Raw genomic sequence first — 20,703 nt, forward strand, 5'->3', positions numbered from 1 at the left:
CTGGGGCCCTCCGCCACGCTCGTCCGCCCCCGCCGACACCACCATCCGGCGCCCCGCCGCGCACGGACCTGCGGAGACATCTGTCGCGAACGGTGACCACTGTCCCCGGCAAAACCGTCACCGCGGTGGACGACAGCCCACGATCGCACAGAAAGCAGCCCCTGACGTGCCGTACGCCCTTCCCCTTCCGCGGACCATGCCGCTACCCCAGCACCCGCCGCCGCCCGGGCTCGACGGCGTGCGCGGAGCACATCTGGACTGGTTACGCGGTCACGACCTGTTACCCCCGGTGCCACCACCGACCGGTACGTGCGCTCGCGCGTGGCTGACCTCGCCGCCTATGGCGACCCACGCAGCCAGGACCTGTTGCTTTCCTACAACGTCTGCGGCTGGCTCTTCCTGCACGACGACTGGATGGACGTCTCCCTCGACCGTATGAGGGAGCACGCGGTGACCGAGGAACTGGTGAGCATCCTCCACCGTCGCCTCACCCCCACCCGGCCCCTGACCGCGGCGTTCGCCGACCTGTGGACCCAGTTGCGGGCCGGGATGTCGCAAGCCTGGTGTCACCGCGCGGCCTGGCTGTGGCAGGAATACTTCCAGGGCAACCTGGCGGAGGCCGCCGACCGCCGCGAGGGACATGTCCCGACCAGTGAGGAGCATCTGCGGGTCAGGGACCAATCCGTGGCCTGCACCGTAATGTACGCGGTCGCCGAACGCACCGGCGGCTTCGAGGTCCCCGCCGGCGTGTGGCACGCGACCCGCCTGGCGACCCTGCGCCACCACGCCACCCGCCACATCATCCTGACCAACGAGATCCTCTCCCACTCCAAGGACGACACCGGCAAGCAGACCAACCTCGTGTCCCTCGTCATGAAGGAGAAGAATGCGAGCCTCACCCATGCCCTGCACGGCATTCGCAAGGAAGCCGACCGGCATGTCCGGCAACTCGCTTCCCTCGCCGAACTCGGTCCGTTCTGCACCCGCATGCGCCTTCCTCCCGAGACATGCCACAGCGTCACACGGCACGTCGAATCCATGTGCACCTGGGTTCGAGGCTCCTACGACTGGTACGGCATCACGGCCCGTTACTCACCTGCGGAGGACCGGCAGGGCCACCAGCCACACATCGTCCCGGGGTTGTCCGCCGAGCAGGTACGAGACGAGTAGGAGCTCCGATGGGTAGGACAGAGACATTCGGCATCCTGCTGAGCGTGGCCTCAGCCGCCGCCATCCTGTGGTACATATCTGCCGTGCGAGCAGGGTTTCGGGACCGGGTGCCCAGCATTCCTGCCGGTACGGTCTGCTTCTTCTTGTCGCTGGACGTGTCCTTGATGGTCGGCAGCTACGATCCGTGGTTCTCGTTCCTGCCGATGTGGGCCCTGGGCGCCGCATTCGTCGTCCCCGACCTGCTATTCATCTACCAGATCGCCGTATACGGCCCGGAACATTTCCCCCGTATCCGGCCGACCACCTTCCGGTGGATGTTCTTCACCGCCCTGGCCATCGGTGCCGGCGCGGCCCCCGTCTTCAGCCGCAGCCTGGACGACACCCACGGTTTCTACGCCACGACGCTGGCGCTCCTCATCGTCTCGGTCTGCTACCCGCTCATGCTCTACAACCGCGGCACCCGGAAAGGGCAATCCCCGACAACAGCGGGCCTATGGCTCCTCATCTGCACCACCGGTCCCATCGCCTTCCTTACGGCCCCCGCCCAATTTTCCGTGCAGCACCCATGGCTGATCGGCTACATGGCAGCCGTCTCGGCGGCCTTCTCCGCCACATACTGGGGAGCCCTTCTGCGTATGCGAGCAAATGCGAAAACGGCATCGCAGTCCGTTCGAACGAGCGTCGGCGCCTGATCACAGTCATCGCTGGACGCCACGATCCCTCCACCTGGCAGGGCTTGGCCGGGCGCACCGGCCCGGGGTGTGCCCCGGCGAACAGCCGCGCGTTGGCTGGGCGCGTCGCCTGGTCGCCTGAGAAGCTAAATGAAGTACGCCGCTCTGTGCAGGACTTCACGGAAAGGACGTGCGAGCCATTCGCGCGGGCGGACCAGCCGAGAAGCAACGTCGGTCGGCTCATGCACCACCGCAGGCTCGCCCGTGACTATCCACCCGTCCGCACCGCTCCGAAAAGCCATGAACCGACTCGCGATGATCGACAGAGGCTGGCCCCTTCGCCACCCGCACGGCGCGGCACGTGCCGGAGGTCCGAAGGGCCTCGGATACTACGGTTGCGGACTCCGCGTCCTTCGCGAGGAAGGCCGTCGTGGGACCTTCAGCGCACCCGTGCACGCGACTTCGGAAACTGATAGCAGGGAGCTGCACCACGCGGCAGTTGACTCCCCAGGGATTCTTTCTTCTCTCTTGTGCCACCACTGTCTCAGTTTGAACGGACTCCTCAGAAGCACCGCCGGAACCTGCGCGTATTCAAGCATCTAAAACGTCCTGATTTACCCGTTGCGACGCTCACCCTCTTCTCTACCGTTACCACCTGCCGGTAGCCTGTGCTGAGGACAGGAAGGAGAAGCGTAAGAGGTATTCATCTTCGAGAATTTGCGCCGACCCTTCCGCTCCTGGTGGGCATCAAGGCGAAAAACTCGGCGTGGCATACGGGCCGGACATTCCCGAAGGCGCACTTCGAGAGACGGCCCGAGAAACTCCGGACATCCGAGCGCTCGCCACAGGCAGCACGACGGGCCAGCCGCTCTTACGCCCGGTTACGATCTGAGTCGCGGCCTTTTCGCCCCGGAAACGGAAGGTTCTTCCTGTGATCTCCCGCCCCCGGAGTATCCTATTCTGGCTCATCCTCATTATTCTGCTGTTCCTCATCGCCAAAGAGCCTGAGCAGGTGGCCCACACCATCACGGTTGTCTACCGCGCCATCGCCACCTTCTTCGAATCCCTCGGCAGGTTTGTGGGCAGCCTGGGCGGGAAGTGAGTCGCTTGCCCGAGAGCGCCAGGTCTGTCTGCGTCCGGTCTCGCTTCCGCAATTCTTGCGGGCGCCGCTAGGAAGGACAGCGTAGTGCACCGTGGCATCCTTGCAGAGTTCCTTCTCCTGCTTCTCCTGAGTGCGGGCTGCGCCACCTACCCCGCTAATTTCGTCAACGTCCCGATGGTCTCGCCGGCCCCCGCGCAGACGGTGCCCCTGTCTCCAGCGCCACCAACAGCCACTGTGTCCTCGACGCCACACCCGACAACGTCCACCGCCTCCAGCCCGCCCACGGCCTCGTCCCCCTCTGCGGCGGCATCGCTGTCCCCCTCTGCGGCCACCCAGCCGGCCCCGTCCGTGACGCAGGCGCCCTCAGCTACCTCCACCAGCGCCCCGTCCTGCCCCACGCCCCCAGAGACATCCCCCAGTTCCACTCCGCCGGACTCCCAGTCGCCTTCGCCTGCTTGCCCCACCGCGGCACCGACGGGGACTGGGCCCACACCGTCGGAGTGCACTGCGCCGACGGACAGTGACCAGGCCCCGGAGGAGGACCGATAAGGGGCGATCGCCTCGCTGCTCCCGCGCCGTTGCTGCTGTGCAGCGCCGGCGTGAGGGGCAAAGGGCCGTCAACCGCTGGCGAGGACGGTGAAGAAAACTCCCAGCGCGACGAAGAACCCGACGACGGCGTGATAGACGGCAAGCAGAGCATGTGCCGTCTCCACCGGGGCCTTTGCGATGAGGAACAAGGCGATGATCAGGAGGAGCCAGAACAGCAGACTCCTAGGCCGGGTTATCACGTCGGCTTCCCTCCTTCGGTCCCAGCGGGCGCGCTGCGATGTGGACAGGGGCGTCCCGGGGTCGACGACATCGCGGCTGATGGAAACACAGGTCTCTCTGCTGCAGGGCGCTGGTGTCCGTGCGCGGGGGCGGACGTGACAGCCCGGGGCGATCGGAAACGGCGCCCCCTCCCGGCCTGGTCCGGGTTGTTGTACCGGGGTGCTGAAGTGCCGGTGAGGCCGCGAGCGGCACCGTCGGGTGTCGGGTGCCCGGGGATGGGGCGTGTCTGCGATGGCGTCGCCAACCGACCGGCGCCGGATCACGGTCACGAGATGGCCCGGCGTTACCGGACGTCCCTGTTCGCCCGCGCCACGGCCAGCGCTAAGGGGGCTGCCACAGCCGAAGAGACTTTCGTGCTCGTGGAGACGCGCTGTTTCCTTCCCGCCTTTATGGGGTCGCCGAGGTTGGTGCGGGCCTGGACGGTGAACTGGCGGCCGGCGATGTCGTCGAGCAGGGTCTGCAGCTGGCCCGGTATCGCATTCATCATGGCGAGGATGTCGGTGGACCACTGGGCGATCTGGTCAGGCGCAGCGGTCTCGCGCCACAGATCCCGCAGGACGCCCTCCAGCACGCCCCGCAGCGCGTTAGCAAGTTTCAGCTTCGGATAGATGTAGCGCACGCAGCCTTCGATGTTGGCAACCGACTTTCCGGCGATCGTGGCCGTGGGGGTGACCTGGATGCCGCGGGCGGTGGAGTATTTCACGACCGACATGAAGGCGACACCGAAGTTCAGCTCCTCCAAGGTGGCGTCGTGCCAGTTGGGCAGCACACGAGAGACGTCGCTGGCGAAGCCGGTGGTGTTGCTCCAGGGCGTCAGGGACCCTAGGTTGATCCATTGCCGGGCCAGGCCCGCCCCGTCGTTGCGGGCGAAGGCCAGAAGCGCCCCCAAAGGGCGGCGCTCGTGCCGCGGTCGATCCGGCCCACCATGCCCCAGTCGATCACGTGCGCCTTGCCGCGCTCGTTGACGATGACGTTGCCCGGGTGCGGATCAGCGTGGAAGAAGCGTTCGACGAAGTAGGAGCGGAACATGAAACTGATCAGCTCGTAGGAGAGCTTCTTCCTCTGTGTCTTTGTGAGGCTGTCGGGTTTGACCTTGTTGATCGGAACCCCGTCGGCGAAGGACTGTACGAGGACGCGGGGCGTGGCCAGGATGACTTTCGGCACGGAAATGCACTTGAAGGGTTTGGCGGCCTTGCGTGCCTTCTTCATGTTGCGGGCTTCGAGGGTGAAGTCGAGTTCGTTCCTCATGACGGTGAAGAGCACCTCGAGGATGGCCTGGACATCGACGACCTCGCTGAAGTGGGGAGCGCTCCTCGCGATGAGACGCGCCAGTTTGCGCAGCACGTCCATGTCACCCCAGACGGCCTCCCGTGCGCCCGGGCGCTGCACCTTGACCGCGCACAGCGTGCCGTCGGCCATGACGCCTTTGTAGACCTGGGCCAGTGAGGCGGCCCCCAGCGGCTCCTGCGTCTGGATGCTCTGGAAGTGTTGCCTCCAGTTGGGCCCGAGTTCGTCTTCCAGGATCATCTCGAACCCGGCGAACGGCGCCACGGTGGCCTCGTCGTTGAGGAACTCCAGCTCGTCGCGCACGTACTGCGGGACAAAGTCCGGACGCGTCGCCAGGATCTGGCCCACCTTGATGTACAGGGGGCCCAGTTCTTCCAGGGTGTTGCGGATGTTGACGGCCCGTTCGCGCTGGGCTGCGGGCCCGTCCTGCGTCCCAGTCTTGGTGAACCGGGAGCGTGCGGTGCGCGAGACCTCGTTGTAGGCCGCGCGCGCGGCGATGCGGGCAGTGCGGCGCGTACGCCCCTTGGCCATACTCACCTCGTCTGTGTGGAGTGCCCCGGTAGGCGTACGCGCCTGGTTGCTACTTGTCCTTCACGGGGCTCTTGTCGGCGGACATGTGGTTGGTGAGCTGCTGGATCTGTGCTGCCAGGGCGCTGATGTCCCTGCTGTTCTGGCGTGCCAGCTTCTTGGCGCTCTTCTTTTTCTTGCTGCGGAAGCCGCGCCGGATGGCCTTGCGGGCGTCCTTGTTGATGTCGCCCGTGCGGTCCAGCGCGATGTCCAGCAGGTTCTTTGTCCTGGCCATACGGCCTTCCTCTCGTTCCATAACCGGGCCTCTTGAGGTGGTCTGGGCCTCACCTCCTTTCGCTGCCGGGTCCGTGCTTCTGCCCCGGCGCGCTGGCCGCCTGGAAGCAGGCGGCCAGCACTAGCGGGCTAGGGGGCCAGTTGCAGTGCTTCCTCGACGAGGGCTTCGACGATCTGCGCTTCGGGGACCGTGCGCAGCACTTCGCCTTTGCGGAAGATCTGGCCTTTGCCGTTGCCGCAGGAGACGCCCAGGTCGGCTTCGCGGGCTTCGCCGGGGCCGTTGACGACGCAGCCCATCACGGCGATGCGCAAGGGGTGGGGAAGCCGTCGAAGGCGGCTTCCACCTGGGCAGCGAGCTTGTGGATGTCGACCTGGAGGCGGCCGCAGCCGGGGCAGGAGACGATCTCCAGCTTGCGCGGGCGCAGGCCGAGCGAGGCCAGGATGTGGCAGCCGGCCTGCACCTGCTCGACCGGCGGGCCGGAGAGCGATACGCGGATGGTGTCGCCGATGCCTTCTTGCAGCAGGATGCCGAAGGCCACCGCCGATTTGATCGCGCCCTGGAAGGGTGGTCCGGCTTCGGTGACACCCAGGTGCAGGGGGTAGTCGCAGCGCTCGGCCAGCAGCCGGTTGGCGGCGATCATCGTGGCGGGATCGTGGTGCTTGACCGCGATCTTCAGGTCGGTGAAGCCGTGCTCCTCGAACAGTGAGCACTCCCACAGGGCGGATTCGACCAGGGCCTGGGGGTGGCGCTGCCGTGCTTGGCCAGCTGGCGCCGGTCCAGGAGCCGGCGTTGACGCCGATGCGGATGGGGACGTGTGCGGTGGAGGCGGCGGCGGCGATGTCGGCGACCTGGTCGTCGAACTTCTTGATGTTGCCGGGGTTGACGCGGATCGCGGCGCAGCCGGCGTCGATGGCGGCGAAGACGTAGCGGGGCTGGAAGTGGATGTCGGCGATGACGGGGATCGGGGAACGCTTGGCGATCGTGGGCAGCGCGGCGGCGTCGTCGGCGGAGGGTACGGCGACTCGCACGATGTCGCAGCCGGCGGCGGTGACCTCGGCGATCTGCTGCAGCGTCGCGTCCACGTCGGCGGTGTTGGTGGTGGTCATGGTCTGGACCGAGACCGGTGCGCCGCCGCCGACGGGGACATCGCCGACATGAATCTGGCGTGAGCGGCGGCGCACCGGAGTGCGAGGGAGAACGGGCATACCGAGGTCGACGGCGCTCATCACAGGCTCCGGTCGCAGTACTCAAGGCGGTGGCCGGCGCGGGCAGCGAGGACGGCCTGGGTCAGGCCGCGGACATCGAGGCCAGTGCGCGCCAGCAGTTCGCCACGGGCTGCATGCGGCAGGAACTGGCTGGGCAGCCCCAGGCACCGCACCGGGCAGGTGCATCCGGTATCGGCCAGGGCCTGAGAGACGGCGGTGCCCAGGCCGCCGTGGCGGGTGTTGTCCTCCACCGTGACCACGAGCTGATGGCCGGCGGCAAGGCGGAGCACCTCTTCGGGCACGGGCAGGACCCAGCGGGGGTCGGCGACAGTGACGCCGATGTCCAGGACGGCCAGTGCCTGGGCGGCTTCTACGGCTACCGGGGCCAGCGGGCCGCAGACGATCAGCAGCACCTCGCGGCCGCCGCGGCGGTAGAGGATGTCCACCCCTCCGGTGCGCTCGATAGCCGGCACGTCCGGGCCCACCTGGCCTTTGGGAAAGCGCAGGGCGGTGGGCCCGTCCTGGTCGGCGACCGCCTCGCCGAGCAGCTCGGTGAGCTGTCCGGCGTCGCGCGGCGCGGCGATGCGCAGCCCGGGCACGGCGCCCAGCAGGGTCAAATCCCACATCCCGTGGTGGCTGGGCCCGTCCGGACCGGTGATCCCGGCGCGGTCCAGGACGAAGGTGACCGGCAGCTGGTGCAGGGCCACATCCATCAGCACCTGGTCCAGCGCCCGGGTCACAAACGTGGCGTACAGGGCGACGACCGGATGCAGGCCACCGGTGGCCAGCCCGGCCGCGCAGGTCACCGCATGCTGCTCGGCAATGCCCACATCAAAGAACCGGCCCGGGAAGGTGTCCCGGAAGGGAGCCAGCCCGGTGGGGCCGGGCATCGCGGCCGTCAGCGCCACCACATCCTTGCGCCGCCGGCCCAGCGCGCACAACTCCTCGCCGAACACGTGCGTCCACGAAGGCGCGGAAACCTTCTTGGCCGCCGACCCGGTGGCCGGATCGATGACACCGCAGGCGTGCATCCGGTCATTCGGCTCCCGCTCGGCCGGCTGGTAACCCTTGCCTTTGCAAGTAATGGCATGCACCACCACCGGCAGGCCCAGCCCCTGGGCGACCGACAGCACCCGTTCCAGCGCTTCGCAGTCATGCCCGTCAACGGGACCGAGATAGGCAAAGCCGAGCGACGCGAAGACACTGCGCACCTCATCCGGCACCGCAGGAACCTCCGTCAGATCGCTGAGCTTCAGACGCCACCCGTCATATCCCGGCTCGCGCAGCTGCCGCAGATGCTCGGCAAGTCCCCCGACGGTGGGAGCATAGGAACGGCTGTTGTCATTGAGCACCACAACCACCGGACGCTCAGCGCCACCGAGGTTGTTCAGCGCCTCCCACGCCATGCCTCCCGTCAATGCTCCGTCTCCGATGACCGCGACCACGGCCCGGTCGCTCTCACCGGTCAGCTGGCGCGCCTTGGCCAGCCCGTCCGCATAGGACAACACGGTCGAAGCGTGCGAGTTCTCGATCACATCGTGCTCGGATTCCTGCCGGGACAAGTACCCGGACAAGCCGCCGGCCTGCCGCAACCGGGCGAAACCGTCAGCCCGCCCGGTCAACAGCTTGTGCACATACCCCTGGTGGCCGATGTCGAACAGCAAAGTGTCCTGCGGAGAGTCGAAGACCCGGTGTAATGCCAGGGTCAGCTCCACCATCCCCAGGTTGGGGCCCAAGTGCCCACCACTGGCGGAGACCTTCTCGACCAAGAAGGCCCGGATCTCGCGCGCCAGGTCGGACAGCAGCTCTTCCGGCAGCGCGCGCAGGGCTTTGGGGCCGGTGATCTCCGCCAGTAGCGGGTAATCGCCTCGGGCAGGTGACATGGAGGTCATCAAATCTCCTCACTGCAATGAGAGCGGATAGACATCGCCGGTGGAGGTACCAGTGCGCCGTCGTTGTCACCGCGGCCCCTAGTAACAGACAGCCCACTCACCCCACAGCTGGCGGCTACGGAAGGTGGAAATCGCTCGCTTCGCGCATGACACGAGGCATTCGGACTCTGCGGCCCGCCTGGCTGACAACGGTGTCCCACACCCCCACGCACGCGCTTCACAGGCCAAAATGACGCGGCTTGTGCCCGCACTGCTCTCCATCGAAGCCCTGCTAAAGGAGAAAGCACAGACCTTGAAGGGGGCGGACACGTGCACGCGTAGAACGCTTGCTGGCTCCCTTGACCACCGATCGCCTGCCCAGCCGCTAATGACCGGCTCGGGCTGAGTCCGGCCGACCGCATCGCAGCAGACGCCTACTGCGGCGCATCGTCCACGGCCTCTAGGTAGGGAGATCGAGGCACCGCCCGCTACGACGGACACCCGTCTTCTCTGGCTATGGAGACGCCCCCGGCCTGCCGAACGGCACTGCTTGATAGGCAGGCCGCACATGAGATGCTGGCCCTCGGTGCACGCGATCGCTGCCGCACCTACTTGGTCATGGTCGAGCCGGTGCTGCGCACGGGGGGACTGCCGCGGGCCTTCTCCTCGCCCGGGGCACGGCCCGGACACCGCAGGCACATGCGGGTGCGGTCGGTGACGGGCTGGTGCAGCCATGCCTCACCCCTTCCACGGTTTCGCGCGCAGCTCGAGGTCGTCCGCGTCGGAGCGGGCCAATGACGCCGATGGTGCAGCCGAGGAAGCCAAGTCCCCGGATCCTTCTTGCCGTCGCCGGCCTTGAGGGCCGGGCGTGGCCGTGAACGACAGCGGTCTGGCCCCGGGACCTGGGCCCGGCCGCCGGGCCACGGCTTCGATGCTGCGAGTGCATCAGAAAGCCTCGACCAAACCAGAAGGCGGCAGGGGAAGCCGGTCACCAATTCGGGGGACTGTGTGCTGCACGCCGGGGACCGGCGCATCACGCGAGGGACAGCGCATCGGAGCACGCGTCGAATCGGCGTACGGTGCGGGCGTGCGCACCGCGAAACTGGCGTCCGTGATGAGCCCGGCGGTCGAACTCGCCGTTCAGGGTTCCTTTCTGATCGTCCTGGTCATCGGCGGTATGCGGGTCAGCGGGCAGGCCAACTCGCTCGGTGACCTGGTGGCCTTCCTGCTGTACGCCTCCTACCTGGTGATGCCGCTCTCCTCGGTGTTCCGGGCGGTCGGCCTGATCCAGCGCGGCATGGGCGCCTACCGGCGGATCGAACAGGCCCTGTCGCTGCCCGCGGAACCCTCCCGGCCCCTCCCCGCGGCCGCCGGCGTACGGAAGCCCACAGCGACGGCCGGGACGGACCGGCCGCCGGCCCTCGCTCTGCGGGACATCGGCTTCGGCTACGACCCGCACCGGCCGGTGCTGCGCGACGTCTCCCTCACCGTCCCGCGCCAACGGCAGGTCGCCCTGGTGGGCCGGTCAGGAGCGGGCAAGAGCACCATCTTCGCGCTGGTGGCCAGGTTCTACGAACCGGACACCGGGACGCTTCTGTTCGACGGGCAGCCCGCGGCCGAGCTGAGCCGCGGGGAATGCCGGGCCCGTATCGCCGTCGTCGACCAGAACACCCACGTCGTGCACGGCTCACTGCGGGACAACATCACCTACGCCGTACCCGACGCCGACGAGTCCGAGATCCGCCGCGTCGTCGAACTCGCCCAACTGGAAGACGTCGTGCGGAGACTGCCCGGCGGTCTGTCCGGCGTACTGGGCGAGCGAGGGAGCACGCTCTCGGCCGGGGAACGGCAACGGATCGCCCTGGCCCGTGCCCTGCTCGCCCGCCCGGCCATCCTTCTGCTCGACGAGCCGACCTCCCACCTCGACGCCGTCAACGAGGCCGCGCTGACCACGGTCATGAGGGACGTCTCGGCGGAATGCGCCCTCTTGGTGATCGCGCACCGGCTGTCCACGGTGCGGCACGCCGACCGGATCGTCGTCCTGTCAGCCGGCCGGGCCATCGCCTCCGGAAGGCATGAGGAACTCCTGGCGGAGAGTTCCGTCTACCGCACACTGGCCGCCGGTCAGATGCTGCAACCGGCCGGCACGCCGCCCGTCACCGCAGTCTCCGGGCGATTTCGGCGGCAGTGACCGTGCCTCGGTTGCATGCCATCCTTACGCACCCCGCGGCCGTACTCCGCTCCTGCGGCATCGCCCGGGTGCGGACGAGGGTGCAGTGGCGGGATCTGCCGGAGGGGTACGGGCCGTGGGAAACGGTCTCCACGCGTCATCGCCGTCGGTCGGTGGACGGGACGTGGACGTTGCTGCTGTCGAAGGTCCAGGCGGCCGAGGATGCAGCGGGCCGGACCGACTGGGATGTGCCGGTGGACTGCGCCGCGGTGTGAGCGCACCAGCATGCCGCGGGCACAAGGAAACCACCGCCGACGGCCCCAACTCGTGCACGTACTGCTGGACCGGCATCTGCACCACCTGCCACCAGCCCCTGCCCAGCAGGTCGCACACGACATCACGATCGAGCCAGACCTAACGGCGCCCTATCAGATCTTCGATGGTTCGGTGAATGCGGTGCGCCGCGATGTTCAGTTCAGCCGGGGGTGCGAGCGTGGAGAGGCGGATGTGTGTGCCGGTGGTGTCGCCGAGTTGGCTTCCGGGGGTAGCCAGGACGTGGTGATGTTCCAGCAGGTGGTGGGCGAAATCCTCGTCGCTGGTGTCCGGAGGCAGAGTGATGCGGGGAAAGGCGTAGAAGGCACCGTCGGGGCGGGCGTAGTGGATGTCGGGGTGGCGTGTCAGAGCGGTGTGCAGAGTGTCACGGCGCAGGGTCAGCGTTCCTCCGGGGGCGGTGGATCGGCGGGTCTGTGCGAGGACGTCGGCGCACAGTGATGTCGGGATGGCGTACTGGGCGGGCACGTTGGGGCACATGCGCAGGCCGGCGAGCGAGGTCAGGGCGCTGAGGTAGGCGTCCATGACGGGGTGGGGACCGGTGGCAACCATCCAGCCGGCCCGGTAGCCGGGCAGGCGGCAGAACTTCGACAGACCGCCGAGAGTCAGGCATGGCAGGTCGGGCGCGAGTGCGGCCAAGGGGACGTGCAGGGTGCCGGGGTAGCACAGTTCGGCGTAGATCTCGTCGCTGAGCAGCATCAGATCGTGACGGCGGGCCAGGTCGGCGATGCCTTCGAGCGTGGCGGGTGGCCAGTGGGCGCCGGTGGGGTTGTCCGGGTTGATGACGACGATGGCCCGGGTACGGGGCCCGATGCAGGCAGCGAGTCCGGCGAGATCGGGGGACCAGGCGGTGTCTTCGTGGCAGGCGTAGGGCACGGCGGTGGCGCCGGTGAGTGTGGCGCAGGCGGGCCACAAGGGGTATCCAGGGGCCGGGACGAGGACGGTGTCACCGGGATCGAGCAGAGCTTGCAGGGTGAGGGAGGCGAGTTCGGAGACACCGTTGCCGAGGAAGACGCGGTCTGCGGCGGCGTGGGTGATACCCGCTTGCCGGTAGTGGTCGGCGACGGCTTCGCGGGCGACGGGCAGGCCGCGTTCGTCGCTGTAGGTGGCCGCGTCGTCGAGGTGTTCGGCCGCTGCCCGCAGCACGCTGTCGGGGGCGCCCAAGCCGTGGGCGGCGGGATCTCCCAGGTGCAGGTCGATGATGGAATGGCCTTGCGCCCGCAGGTACGCTGCCCGCCTGGCCAAAGGCCCACGCAGGTCATAACGGGCTTCACGGGCGGTGCGCGAGGGCCGGACCGGTGGAATGCTCTGCATCACGTCGTTGCCTTCTCACTGGTTGTAGCTGCTGTCGATGGCACCGCACGCAGCGCGAGGGCGTGGACTTCAGCGGGCGGCCGTGGCGGCCTCCCGCCCGCCGATACCGACCGCGAGGCTGCTGCTACGGCGCCGGTCAGTCACGCCGGGGCGGGGCCAGGAAGCCGCTGTCGATGAAGTAGCTCAGGTAGAGGTCGATCAGGGCGGAGTCCACCGGAGGGCAGTTGATCCCGCTGTTGCGCAACGCGGCTTGGGTGTTGCTGCAGTCCAGGCGGGGGATGTTGCCGTTGATGTGACGTGTCGCGGCTGCCCGGTCCGCCTCTTGGGCGGCTTCGGTGTAGAGCGGGAGGTAGGGCGCCATGGGATGGTCCGGGTAGCGGGCCGTCAGGTCACTCAGGCGCCCGCTCCAGACGTTGGAGGGCAAGGACTCCACGGGGTATCCCCTGGCTCGCAGCCGGTCCGCCAGCAGGGGAAGGCCAGCGGGCCGCGGGTTGGCCAGGTGGTAGGTCCGGCCGTCGGGCTCGATGTGGGTGACGATGTGCACGATGGCCTGCGCGGTGTAGTCGACCGGTACGAAGTTCAGTGGCAGGGGGATGTCCGGCGCGGTGCCGGTCTCGGCGATGGTGCGGAACAGCGCACACATCATGGTGTGGGTGTTCCACACACCGCGCTCTCGCGTGCCAGTGATTTCGTAGGGCCGGTGGATGGCTGTCGGCAGACCGCGTTCGGCGGCCTGCCTGATGAGGCGTTCGGCGACCCACTTGGTCTGCGGGTAGCCCTGCGGAATGCTCTCCGGTACGGGGAGGGGAGTGCTCTCGTCAGCCCGCTCCCCGTCTGTGACGTTGGACGCGGCGAGGACGGAGACGGTGGAGATGAGGTGGACGGGCTTACGACGGTGCGTGTCGGCCAGGTCGAGGACGGCGCGGGTGCCGCCGACATTGGCCGGGGCCAGGGCGTTGTACGGGTAGGCGAGGTTGACCCGGGAGCCGGCGTGCACGATGAGGTCCGTGGTGTGGGCGAGTCCGTTCCAGCAGGCGTCACTCAGTCCGAAGCGGGGGGCGTCCAGGGTGCCGGGCACGGCCTCGATGCGCCCCTCGCAGCAGGAGGGGTCCAGCCCGTAGTGGCGCATACGTGCGGCGAGGCGTGCATGGGCTGCGTCACGGTCGTCGGCGCGGACCAGGCAGTGCACCTGCTCGACGCCGGCCTTGATGAGCTGGTCGATCAGGTGGACGCCGAGGAAGCCGGTGCCGCCGGTCAGCAGTACTGCCTGCGGGGCAGTTGCCTCACCGGCCGGTGGGCAGCTGAAGCGCAGGCGGTCGTCGAGCCGTGACTCGGCGGCGAAGTCCATGCTCGTCTCCTCCTCGTCGCCGTCGCGCAGAGCTTCGGCGCGGGAGGTGAAGTCGGCCAGGGACAGCCCGTCCAGCAGATGCCGGATCAGCGTGTGGTGAGTGGACGTGCGCAGGTCCAGCCGGTCCCGTACGGCGGAGACGGCTTGCGCCGCGTGCAACGATGTGCCGCCGAGGGCGAAGAAGTCGTCGTCCCGCCGCACCGCGTCCAGGCCGAGAAGTTCTTCCCAGACCTCGGCGACGATCTGCTCGGTGTCACCGCGCGGGGCGTCACTGCTGCCGGCTGCCCCACCCTGACGCGTGACCAGGGCCAGGAGCCGGTCACGGTCGATCTTTCCGCTGGTTTTGAGCGGCATTTCCTCGACTGCGGCGATCTGGGTGGGGACCATGTAGGCGGGCAGGCGGTCACGCGCGTAAGCGCTCAGTCGCCCGGGCAGGCCCTCGGCCCGCCCGTCCATGGCGGGTACGGCCGCGGCGGCCAGGCGCTGTCCCGGCCCGTCGCCCACAACGTCCACGGCGGCCTCGCGGACCTCGGGGTGACCGGCCAGAGCCAGTTCGACCTCGTCCAGTTCGACGCGGTAGCCGCGCAGTTTGACCTGGCGGTCGCGACGCCCGCGGTACTCCAGGACCCCGTCGCGCCGCCACCGTGCCACGTCCCCGGTGCGATAGAGACGTGCGTCGGGGTCAGGGCCGAACCGGTCGGGAACGAAAACCTCCGAGGTCCGCTCGGGGGCTCCCAGGTATCCGAAGGCGAGACCGTCACCGCCGACCCACAGTTCCCCGTCCTCGCCCGGTACGGCCAGTCGGCCGTCCGCACGCACCACATAGGCGGTGGCGTTCGCGATCGGCCGGCCGATCGGCACGCTCTCGGCATGTGCGGGCAGGTTTTCGACGCGGTGGGCCGTGACCAGGGTGCACGCCTCCGTCGGTCCGTATCCGTTGATCATCAGCCCGGGGCGCCCCCGGCTCAGTACCGCGCGCACCGCGGAGGGGTTGAGCGCGTCGCCCCCGGCAACCAGGGCCCGCAGGGTGCCGAACATGGCGGGGCGGCCTTCCGCATGCTGGTGGAACAGGCCGGCGCTCAGCCACATGACGCTGATGCGTTGCTCGCGCAGGACGTTTTCCAGGGCGTCGGCGGACAGCAGTGCCTCGGGGTCGGTGAGCACCAGGCAGGCGCCGTTGAGCAAAGGGCCGAACAGTTCCCAGCAGGAGACGTCAAAGGTCAGCGCGGTTGTGGCGAGCAGCCGGTCCTCGGGTTCCAACTGCAGGAAGTCGGTGTTCTTCACCAGACGCACCGGGCCTCGATGCGGGCAGACGACGCCCTTGGGCGTTCCGGTGGAGCCGGAGGTGTAGATCACGTACGCCGGGTCCGTGGCGTCTCGCCCGCGCCCCCACTGTTCCCCGTCGGGCGGCGAAGGGTGGGCGTCCAGCTCGTCGGGGAGCACCGGCGTGCAGTGGCGGCGCACCGGCTGGGGCACCGTGTCCGGGCCGGTGACGGCATGACGTACGTCGGCGTCGGTCAGCACCGTCTCCAGTCGGTCGTCGGGGTCGCCGGGGTCCAGCGGCAAGTAGGCCCCGCCTGCCTCCAACACGGCCAGTACGGCCACCACGGCCTCCGGTGACCGAGGCAGCAGGACGGCCACGGTGTCACCGTCCCGCATGCCCCGCGAACGCAAATGTGCCGCAGCACGACGCACTTTGTGGTGCAGTTGCCGGTAGGTGCAGTGACCGCTCCCCCACTCCAAGGCGCGCCGGTCGGGGTATCGCCGGACCTGCTCGGTGAACAGCCGCGGAATCGTCGCCTGGCGAGGGTAGTCGGTCGCGGTGTCGTTCCACCGGCGCACTGCGTCGGGAACACGCTCAGCAGAATGAGCCATGGCCATCCAGACAAAGGCAGAGGGAAGAGGGACAGGGCCGTGCTCGGGTGTTACCTCTGGTGCGGGTCGCTGCCGACCCGCTGCGGGACGCGATGCTCGGCCTGGCCGACCGGTCCGACCGGACCGGCAGGAGGACGCCGAGACCCCCTTGCGGCCCGGAGAACTTCTTCAGCGGTCGCGTTCCGTCTGCCAGGGGCCTTGGGGGTTCGCGCGGAAGGCCGTCTCAAGAACATCCAGGGACCGATCGATATCGGTAGTGGTGTGGCGGGCGGTGAGGTTGACCCGCAGGCGGGCGTTCCCGCGGGCGGCAATGGGCCAGACGAAGGGGACGACCATGACACCGTTCCGGCGACAGTGTTCGGCGATGTGCATGGCACGGTGGTCGTCACCGGTGAGCAGCGGGACGATCGCGCTCTCGTAGGGCCCTTCTTCCCGGCCGATCAGACCTTTGCGGCGCGCTCCGTCCACGAAGTACCGGACGTTGTACCGCAGTCGGGCACGGCGGTCCTCCCCTTCGGCCTCCAGGACGTCCAGGGCGGCCAGGGCCGCACCGGCGGCGGAGGCAGTCAGGGAACCGCTGAAAACATGGCCCAGAGCAGAGGTGTGCAGGGCTTCGGTGAGCGCCCTGGGAGCAGCGAGGAAGCCTCCGCTGGCCGGGAGGGTTTTGCTCAGAGTTCCCATGACCAGACTGGTGGCCGGCCGTGGGCGCCCGTAGTGGTCGTGGATTCCCTTGCCGTGCGGGCCCAGAATGCCGATGCCGTGAGCCTCGTCCAGGTACAGCACCGCTTGATGTGCCTGGCACGTCTCCTCGAAAGCGGGCAAATCCAACAGATCGCCGTCGGCACTGAACACCGAGTCGCAGACGACCACCTTCAGGCAGTCAGCCGGAGCGTCCGCGAGCAGTTCGCTCAGGTGCCCCGCGTCGTTGTGCCGGACGGTGTGCACCTGCGCGCCTTGGGCAGCGGCGACCTTGCAGCCGGTGATGATGCTGGCGTGGTTGAGCTCGTCGGAGAAGATCTGATCGCCTTTACCGGTCAGAGCTGCCAGAAGGGTGGCGTTGGCTTGGAAGCCGGAGGGGAACAGGATCGCGGCTTCCTGCCCGGTGAACGCGGCAAGGCGCTGTTCCAAACGGCGGTGGAGCGTCAGGGACGCCGCGGCAGCCGGGGAACCGTGGCCTCCGGTCCCGTAGACGTCGATGGCAGCCTTGGCGCTCTCGTTGATGGCCGGATGCCCCAACAGGCCCAGGTAGTCGTACGTGGTCATGATGGTCTGTGTGGGCTCGCCGGGGTATTCGATGGCCAGCCCGTCCACCACGTCAGCGGACCGGTCCCACAGCTGTGGATGCTCACCACCTCCGATTCTGCGGGAGGTGACACGTTGCTGCAGCAGGTCGAACAGTTTTCCCTCGCTGTCCTGGGACTGCTCCGAGGGACCGTGCGGATAAGGGGGTACGTCATGACGCTGCTCTTTCACTCGGCGAGTGGTGGGTGGCGGCGCCGTGATGTGCTGTGCGGTGGCCGGTGGCGAACGGCAGCGACGAGGCCGTTCGTCACCGGCGGGGCACATTCATCGACGGGCAGGTTACCGGGCAACCCGATCAGCCGTTGACCACCAGGTCCCAGAAGCTGTCCATGGCAGGCTCAAGCTTGCGGGCACTGCGCACGGCGAGCTCTTCCGTTTCTCCGTGTTCCAGACCGTAGTCGGCGGTCTCCACGGTGGCGTCGAGCAGCTCCTGCGGCACCTCGGCGTACCCGTCCAGGTAGGCGATGACCGGTTCGGGCACGGTTCCCATCGCACGTGCGGCTTCGGCCAGCCGTCGGCACGTGGCGCACCAGCGCTGGAAGTCCGCGCGGGCCCACAGCGCCCCTTCGGCCGGCCCCGCGTGCAACGCTATCCACGCGATCAGTTGGTTGATGCGCTGCATGCGTGGATCCACGGGCAGGCGCGCCAGCTCGTCGAGGGACAGCCCCATGGACTGTACGGTGCCACGCAGCAGCCGCTTGCGGGCCTGTGTGAGCTGGTAGACGGTGAAGGAGAACAGGCCGGCGGGCACCTCGTGACGGTGCCGGGTCAGCAGCGTGCCGTACACGCTGATTTCTTCCCCCGCGCACTGGTACTCGCCGATCAGCAAACGCTGGAACTGCTCGTGCTTTGCCTTCCCTTCCCGTACCAGGGAGAGGAATTCACACCCCTCCGCGTAACTCTCCACATCAGACCCGATGGTGGGAATGAGATCCTGCGCTGACATGGTCCACTGCCCCTTCAAGTCGAGGTTCGGGTGCCTGACGGCACACTCAGCCGGCATCCGAGCATGAGCGGTTCGTTCTGCGCGTGCGCGAGCACACCGGCGCTGCGTCAATACCCGGCGAATAGAGACTGGTGCGGGTGAAAAATGGGTGGCGCGAGCGCGTATATGAACGGCAGCGCTTTGCGGCACACCGAGGCACTTCACCAAACCGCGTACCCAAAGCCCGCAGGTCTATGCGGGGCGCACTCTTCCCCCAAGGCTGCACTTTGTACCACCCCGGCGCACTCTGAAACTGGTGCAGCCTTTCGATGGCGCTGGAACCTGTCGTGAAACCTGGGAGTTCCCGGAGGGCCGCATATGACATCGCATCATCCGCACGGCAAGGCACGGCACGGGGGCCCAAATCCCACAAATCAGGAAAACGCTCAGAATGCCCTTGCCAGTCGCCCCCACCACCACGAGCGAGACAGCCTGGGAAGTCCGGACAGAGGTGCGGCGGTGACAAAAATGCGCTACACCGATGGAATGGCGTCTTGACTGAACACGGTTCCGATCAAAGCCCGTTTCGCTCGGAATTTCACGAATTCGGCCACCTCGCCAAGCCCGCGCGTCCCTCCCCGCAAAGAAAGGACGGACCCCAGTGCCGACCGCACCTACCGTACGGCGGGCCCCATCGGAGGCCCTGCCGCCGCACACATCCCCCGGCCCCGCGGTCGAATCCACAACGTCCTGGGCGCCAGCACTGCATGCGCCATGGGCTCACTCGGGACCTGCACCGGGAAAGCCGTGGTCGCCGGGCGCGCCCGGTCCCAGTACGGCGTGTCCGCCGTGGCGGCTGCTTCGCAGGCATCCTCCTGCAGGCCACGCCTGCCGCCATGGCCGAGCGCACCGGAGCCCCGCGAACAGCCCGATGGCACCGGACGGCGCACCCCCGGCCGTAGCCCGTCCTGATCGACTGTCAGGCGCTGGCCGCCTTCGCTGACCACGGCACGGGACCAGGCCAACGAATCCGGATTCGGCCGACTGTGGCCGGTATCCCGAGCTCGGTGCTCCTCGTCCGGCAATCTTCCAGGAGTGTTGATGACGCCCCCTTCCCCTCCCTCTCCCCCTTACCCGACCTGGGCATCCAGGACGCCCCTCGCAGTGCTGCAGGGGTGTCGGAGGACCTTGCCGTCCTGCTGGACCTCGCTGCCGCGATGCGCCGTTCACGAGCCCACATGGTTGGCCTTCCGGTCAACCTCGACTTCGACTACCGGCCCCTGTCCGCCTACCTCGCGGTGCACGGCAACAACGCCGGCGCCCCGTACATCAGCAGCGGCTACGGCCTGGACAGCAGGCATTTCGAACGCGCGGTCGTCGACTTTTTCGCCCGACTGGCCGGGGCGCAGCCCGAGGACAGCTTCGGCTACCTCACCCACGGCAGCACCGAGAGCCATCTGTTCGGCGCCTGGCTCGGCCGTGAACGCCACCCGGACGCGATCTTGTATGCCTCGGAGCACGCCCACCACAGCATCCCGAAGATCGCGCGCATCCTGCGGATGGACCACGAACCCGTCGCGGCCAGAGCGGACGCGACTCTCGACACCGAGGCCCTGCAGCTGGTACTGCGCCGCAACGCCCCGCGATCCGCCCTGGTCATCGCTACCATCGGCACCACCGGGCAGGGCGCCGTCGACGACCTCCCCGGCATCCGCCGCGCACTGGCCACGTCCGGCGTCCCGAGCCACCACATCCACAGCGATGCCACCTTCGGCGGCCTCATCGCCGCCCTCGGCCCGCAACCCCGCCCATGGGGTTTCACCGACGGCGCCGACAGCATCGCCGTCAACGGGCACGAGATGATCGGTTCACCGATACCGTGTGGCATCGTCCTGACCCGCCCCGCCCATGTCGAAGCCGTTCGCGTTCCCGGAGCCGCCACCGGCACCGACGACGGCACCATCAGCGGCTCACGCGACGCGCTCTCACCTCTGCTGCTCTGGCGCGAACTGCGCAGACTCGGCCTCCAGGGGCTACGCGAGCGGATACACGAGTGCGTCCGGACCGCCGTCTACGCCACCCGGCGCCTGCAGGACTGCGGCTCCCGTCCCGCCCACCTGCCCGGCACCAACACGGTCCTGTTCGATCCCCCCGCGCCCGAAGTGTCCCAGCGCTGGGACCTTCTCACCGTTGACGGTCGCGCTCACCTGATCACCATGCCGCACGTGACCCGCGAACACGTCGATCGCCTCTGCGCGGAGATCACCACCTCCCGCGCATAACACTCCTCCCGGTGGCGAGCAGGCGACAAGCGACGTGTGCTGGGCGCCGCCTGACCCTTGGGGCCCGCCCTCGTACGCTCCGTTCTTTGATTCGTTCCCCCATACTCAGGAACCCGTCTGTCTCACGAAGCGCTCGAAACCAAATCTACGACGTCGACAGAGCACCCACTGCTTCGCGGCGAACAGGAATGCGCTTAGCCCTGTGGCCGCAAGGGTACTCA

13 protein-coding genes and 4 pseudogenes are annotated in these 20,703 nt (G+C 68.1%); 6 read left to right on the top strand and 11 right to left on the bottom strand.

Features of this window, described 5'->3' with window-relative positions; all coding sequences use genetic code 11:
- Window positions 1-321: 321 nt before the first annotated feature.
- Window positions 322-1,170 carry a terpene synthase family protein gene (locus ACEXOX_RS07605; RefSeq protein ID WP_406519661.1) on the top strand — a complete coding sequence of 283 codons (849 nt, stop codon included), beginning with the start codon at window positions 322-324 and terminating at the stop codon, window positions 1,168-1,170.
- 8 nt (window positions 1,171-1,178) lie between these two features.
- Window positions 1,179-1,862, top strand: a complete 684-nt coding sequence (locus ACEXOX_RS07610; RefSeq protein WP_406519662.1) for a hypothetical protein — start codon at window positions 1,179-1,181, stop codon at window positions 1,860-1,862.
- 219 nt (window positions 1,863-2,081) lie between these two features.
- Here the strand turns inward: ACEXOX_RS07610 and ACEXOX_RS07615 are convergent.
- Window positions 2,082-2,279 (bottom strand): annotated as a pseudogene (locus ACEXOX_RS07615) (hypothetical protein); the annotation flags it as partial.
- 493 nt (window positions 2,280-2,772) lie between these two features.
- Here ACEXOX_RS07615 and ACEXOX_RS07620 point away from each other — a divergent pair.
- On the top strand, window positions 2,773-2,943 hold the full coding sequence (locus tag ACEXOX_RS07620) for a hypothetical protein (protein ID WP_406519663.1): 171 nt from the start codon (window positions 2,773-2,775) through the stop codon (window positions 2,941-2,943).
- A gap of 617 nt (window positions 2,944-3,560) precedes the next feature.
- Here ACEXOX_RS07620 and ACEXOX_RS07625 read toward each other — a convergent pair.
- The 6 genes and pseudogenes from ACEXOX_RS07625 to dxs all read right to left on the bottom strand — a co-directional run bounded on the left by ACEXOX_RS07625 (window position 3,561) and on the right by dxs (window position 8,957).
- Window positions 3,561-3,731, bottom strand: a complete 171-nt coding sequence (locus ACEXOX_RS07625; protein WP_406519664.1) for a hypothetical protein — start codon at window positions 3,729-3,731, stop codon at window positions 3,561-3,563.
- A 323-nt stretch (window positions 3,732-4,054) separates the two neighbouring features.
- Entirely contained in the window at window positions 4,055-4,660 is a 606-nt protein-coding gene (locus tag ACEXOX_RS07630; RefSeq protein WP_406526686.1) for a hypothetical protein, read from the bottom strand.
- On the bottom strand, window positions 4,594-5,589 hold the full coding sequence (locus ACEXOX_RS07635) for an ABC1 kinase family protein (RefSeq protein ID WP_406519665.1): 996 nt from the start codon (window positions 5,587-5,589) through the stop codon (window positions 4,594-4,596). Before ACEXOX_RS07635 ends, ACEXOX_RS07630 begins: the two co-directional genes overlap by 67 nt.
- Before the next feature lie 49 nt (window positions 5,590-5,638).
- Window positions 5,639-5,860, bottom strand: a complete 222-nt coding sequence (locus ACEXOX_RS07640; protein WP_406519666.1) for a hypothetical protein — start codon at window positions 5,858-5,860, stop codon at window positions 5,639-5,641.
- Window positions 5,861-5,988: 128 nt separating this feature from the next.
- Window positions 5,989-7,086 (bottom strand): annotated as a pseudogene (gene ispG / locus ACEXOX_RS07645) (flavodoxin-dependent (E)-4-hydroxy-3-methylbut-2-enyl-diphosphate synthase).
- Window positions 7,086-8,957: a 1-deoxy-D-xylulose-5-phosphate synthase gene (gene dxs, locus ACEXOX_RS07650; RefSeq protein WP_406519667.1), complete on the bottom strand. Its 1,872-nt coding sequence runs from the start codon at window positions 8,955-8,957 to the stop codon at window positions 7,086-7,088. Before dxs ends, ispG begins: the two are co-directional and overlap by 1 nt.
- A 1,015-nt stretch (window positions 8,958-9,972) precedes the next feature.
- Between dxs and ACEXOX_RS07655 the strand changes: the two are divergent.
- Together ACEXOX_RS07655 and ACEXOX_RS07660 are read left to right on the top strand one after the other, a co-directional pair.
- Window positions 9,973-11,127, top strand: a pseudogene (locus ACEXOX_RS07655) (ABC transporter ATP-binding protein); the annotation flags it as partial.
- 56 nt (window positions 11,128-11,183) lie between these two features.
- Window positions 11,184-11,295: pseudogene (locus ACEXOX_RS07660) on the top strand (transposase); the annotation flags it as partial.
- A 225-nt stretch (window positions 11,296-11,520) separates the two neighbouring features.
- Here ACEXOX_RS07660 and ACEXOX_RS07665 read toward each other — a convergent pair.
- From ACEXOX_RS07665 to ACEXOX_RS07680, 4 genes are all read right to left on the bottom strand, one after another.
- The gene (locus tag ACEXOX_RS07665) at window positions 11,521-12,681 is read right to left on the bottom strand and encodes an aminotransferase class I/II-fold pyridoxal phosphate-dependent enzyme (protein ID WP_406519668.1); all 1,161 of its coding nucleotides are present in this window, start codon (window positions 12,679-12,681) and stop codon (window positions 11,521-11,523) included.
- A 205-nt stretch (window positions 12,682-12,886) separates the two neighbouring features.
- Window positions 12,887-15,979: an amino acid adenylation domain-containing protein gene (locus ACEXOX_RS07670; RefSeq protein ID WP_406519669.1), complete on the bottom strand. Its 3,093-nt coding sequence runs from the start codon at window positions 15,977-15,979 to the stop codon at window positions 12,887-12,889.
- A gap of 162 nt (window positions 15,980-16,141) precedes the next feature.
- Complete coding sequence (locus tag ACEXOX_RS07675; RefSeq protein WP_406519670.1) at window positions 16,142-17,446, bottom strand: aminotransferase class I/II-fold pyridoxal phosphate-dependent enzyme; 1,305 nt, start codon at window positions 17,444-17,446, stop codon at window positions 16,142-16,144.
- Window positions 17,447-17,570: 124 nt separating this feature from the next.
- On the bottom strand, window positions 17,571-18,221 hold the full coding sequence (locus tag ACEXOX_RS07680; protein ID WP_406519671.1) for a hypothetical protein: 651 nt from the start codon (window positions 18,219-18,221) through the stop codon (window positions 17,571-17,573).
- Window positions 18,222-19,375: 1,154 nt separating this feature from the next.
- On the opposite strand from ACEXOX_RS07680, the gene ACEXOX_RS07685 reads away from it, so the two are divergent.
- Window positions 19,376-20,482: a histidine decarboxylase gene (locus tag ACEXOX_RS07685; RefSeq protein ID WP_406519672.1), complete on the top strand. Its 1,107-nt coding sequence runs from the start codon at window positions 19,376-19,378 to the stop codon at window positions 20,480-20,482.
- Window positions 20,483-20,703: the final 221 nt, after the last annotated feature.

Source organism: Streptomyces sp. Ac-502 (assembly GCF_045222935.1).
Taxonomy (GTDB): Bacteria; Actinomycetota; Actinomycetes; order Streptomycetales; family Streptomycetaceae; genus Streptomyces; species Streptomyces monomycini.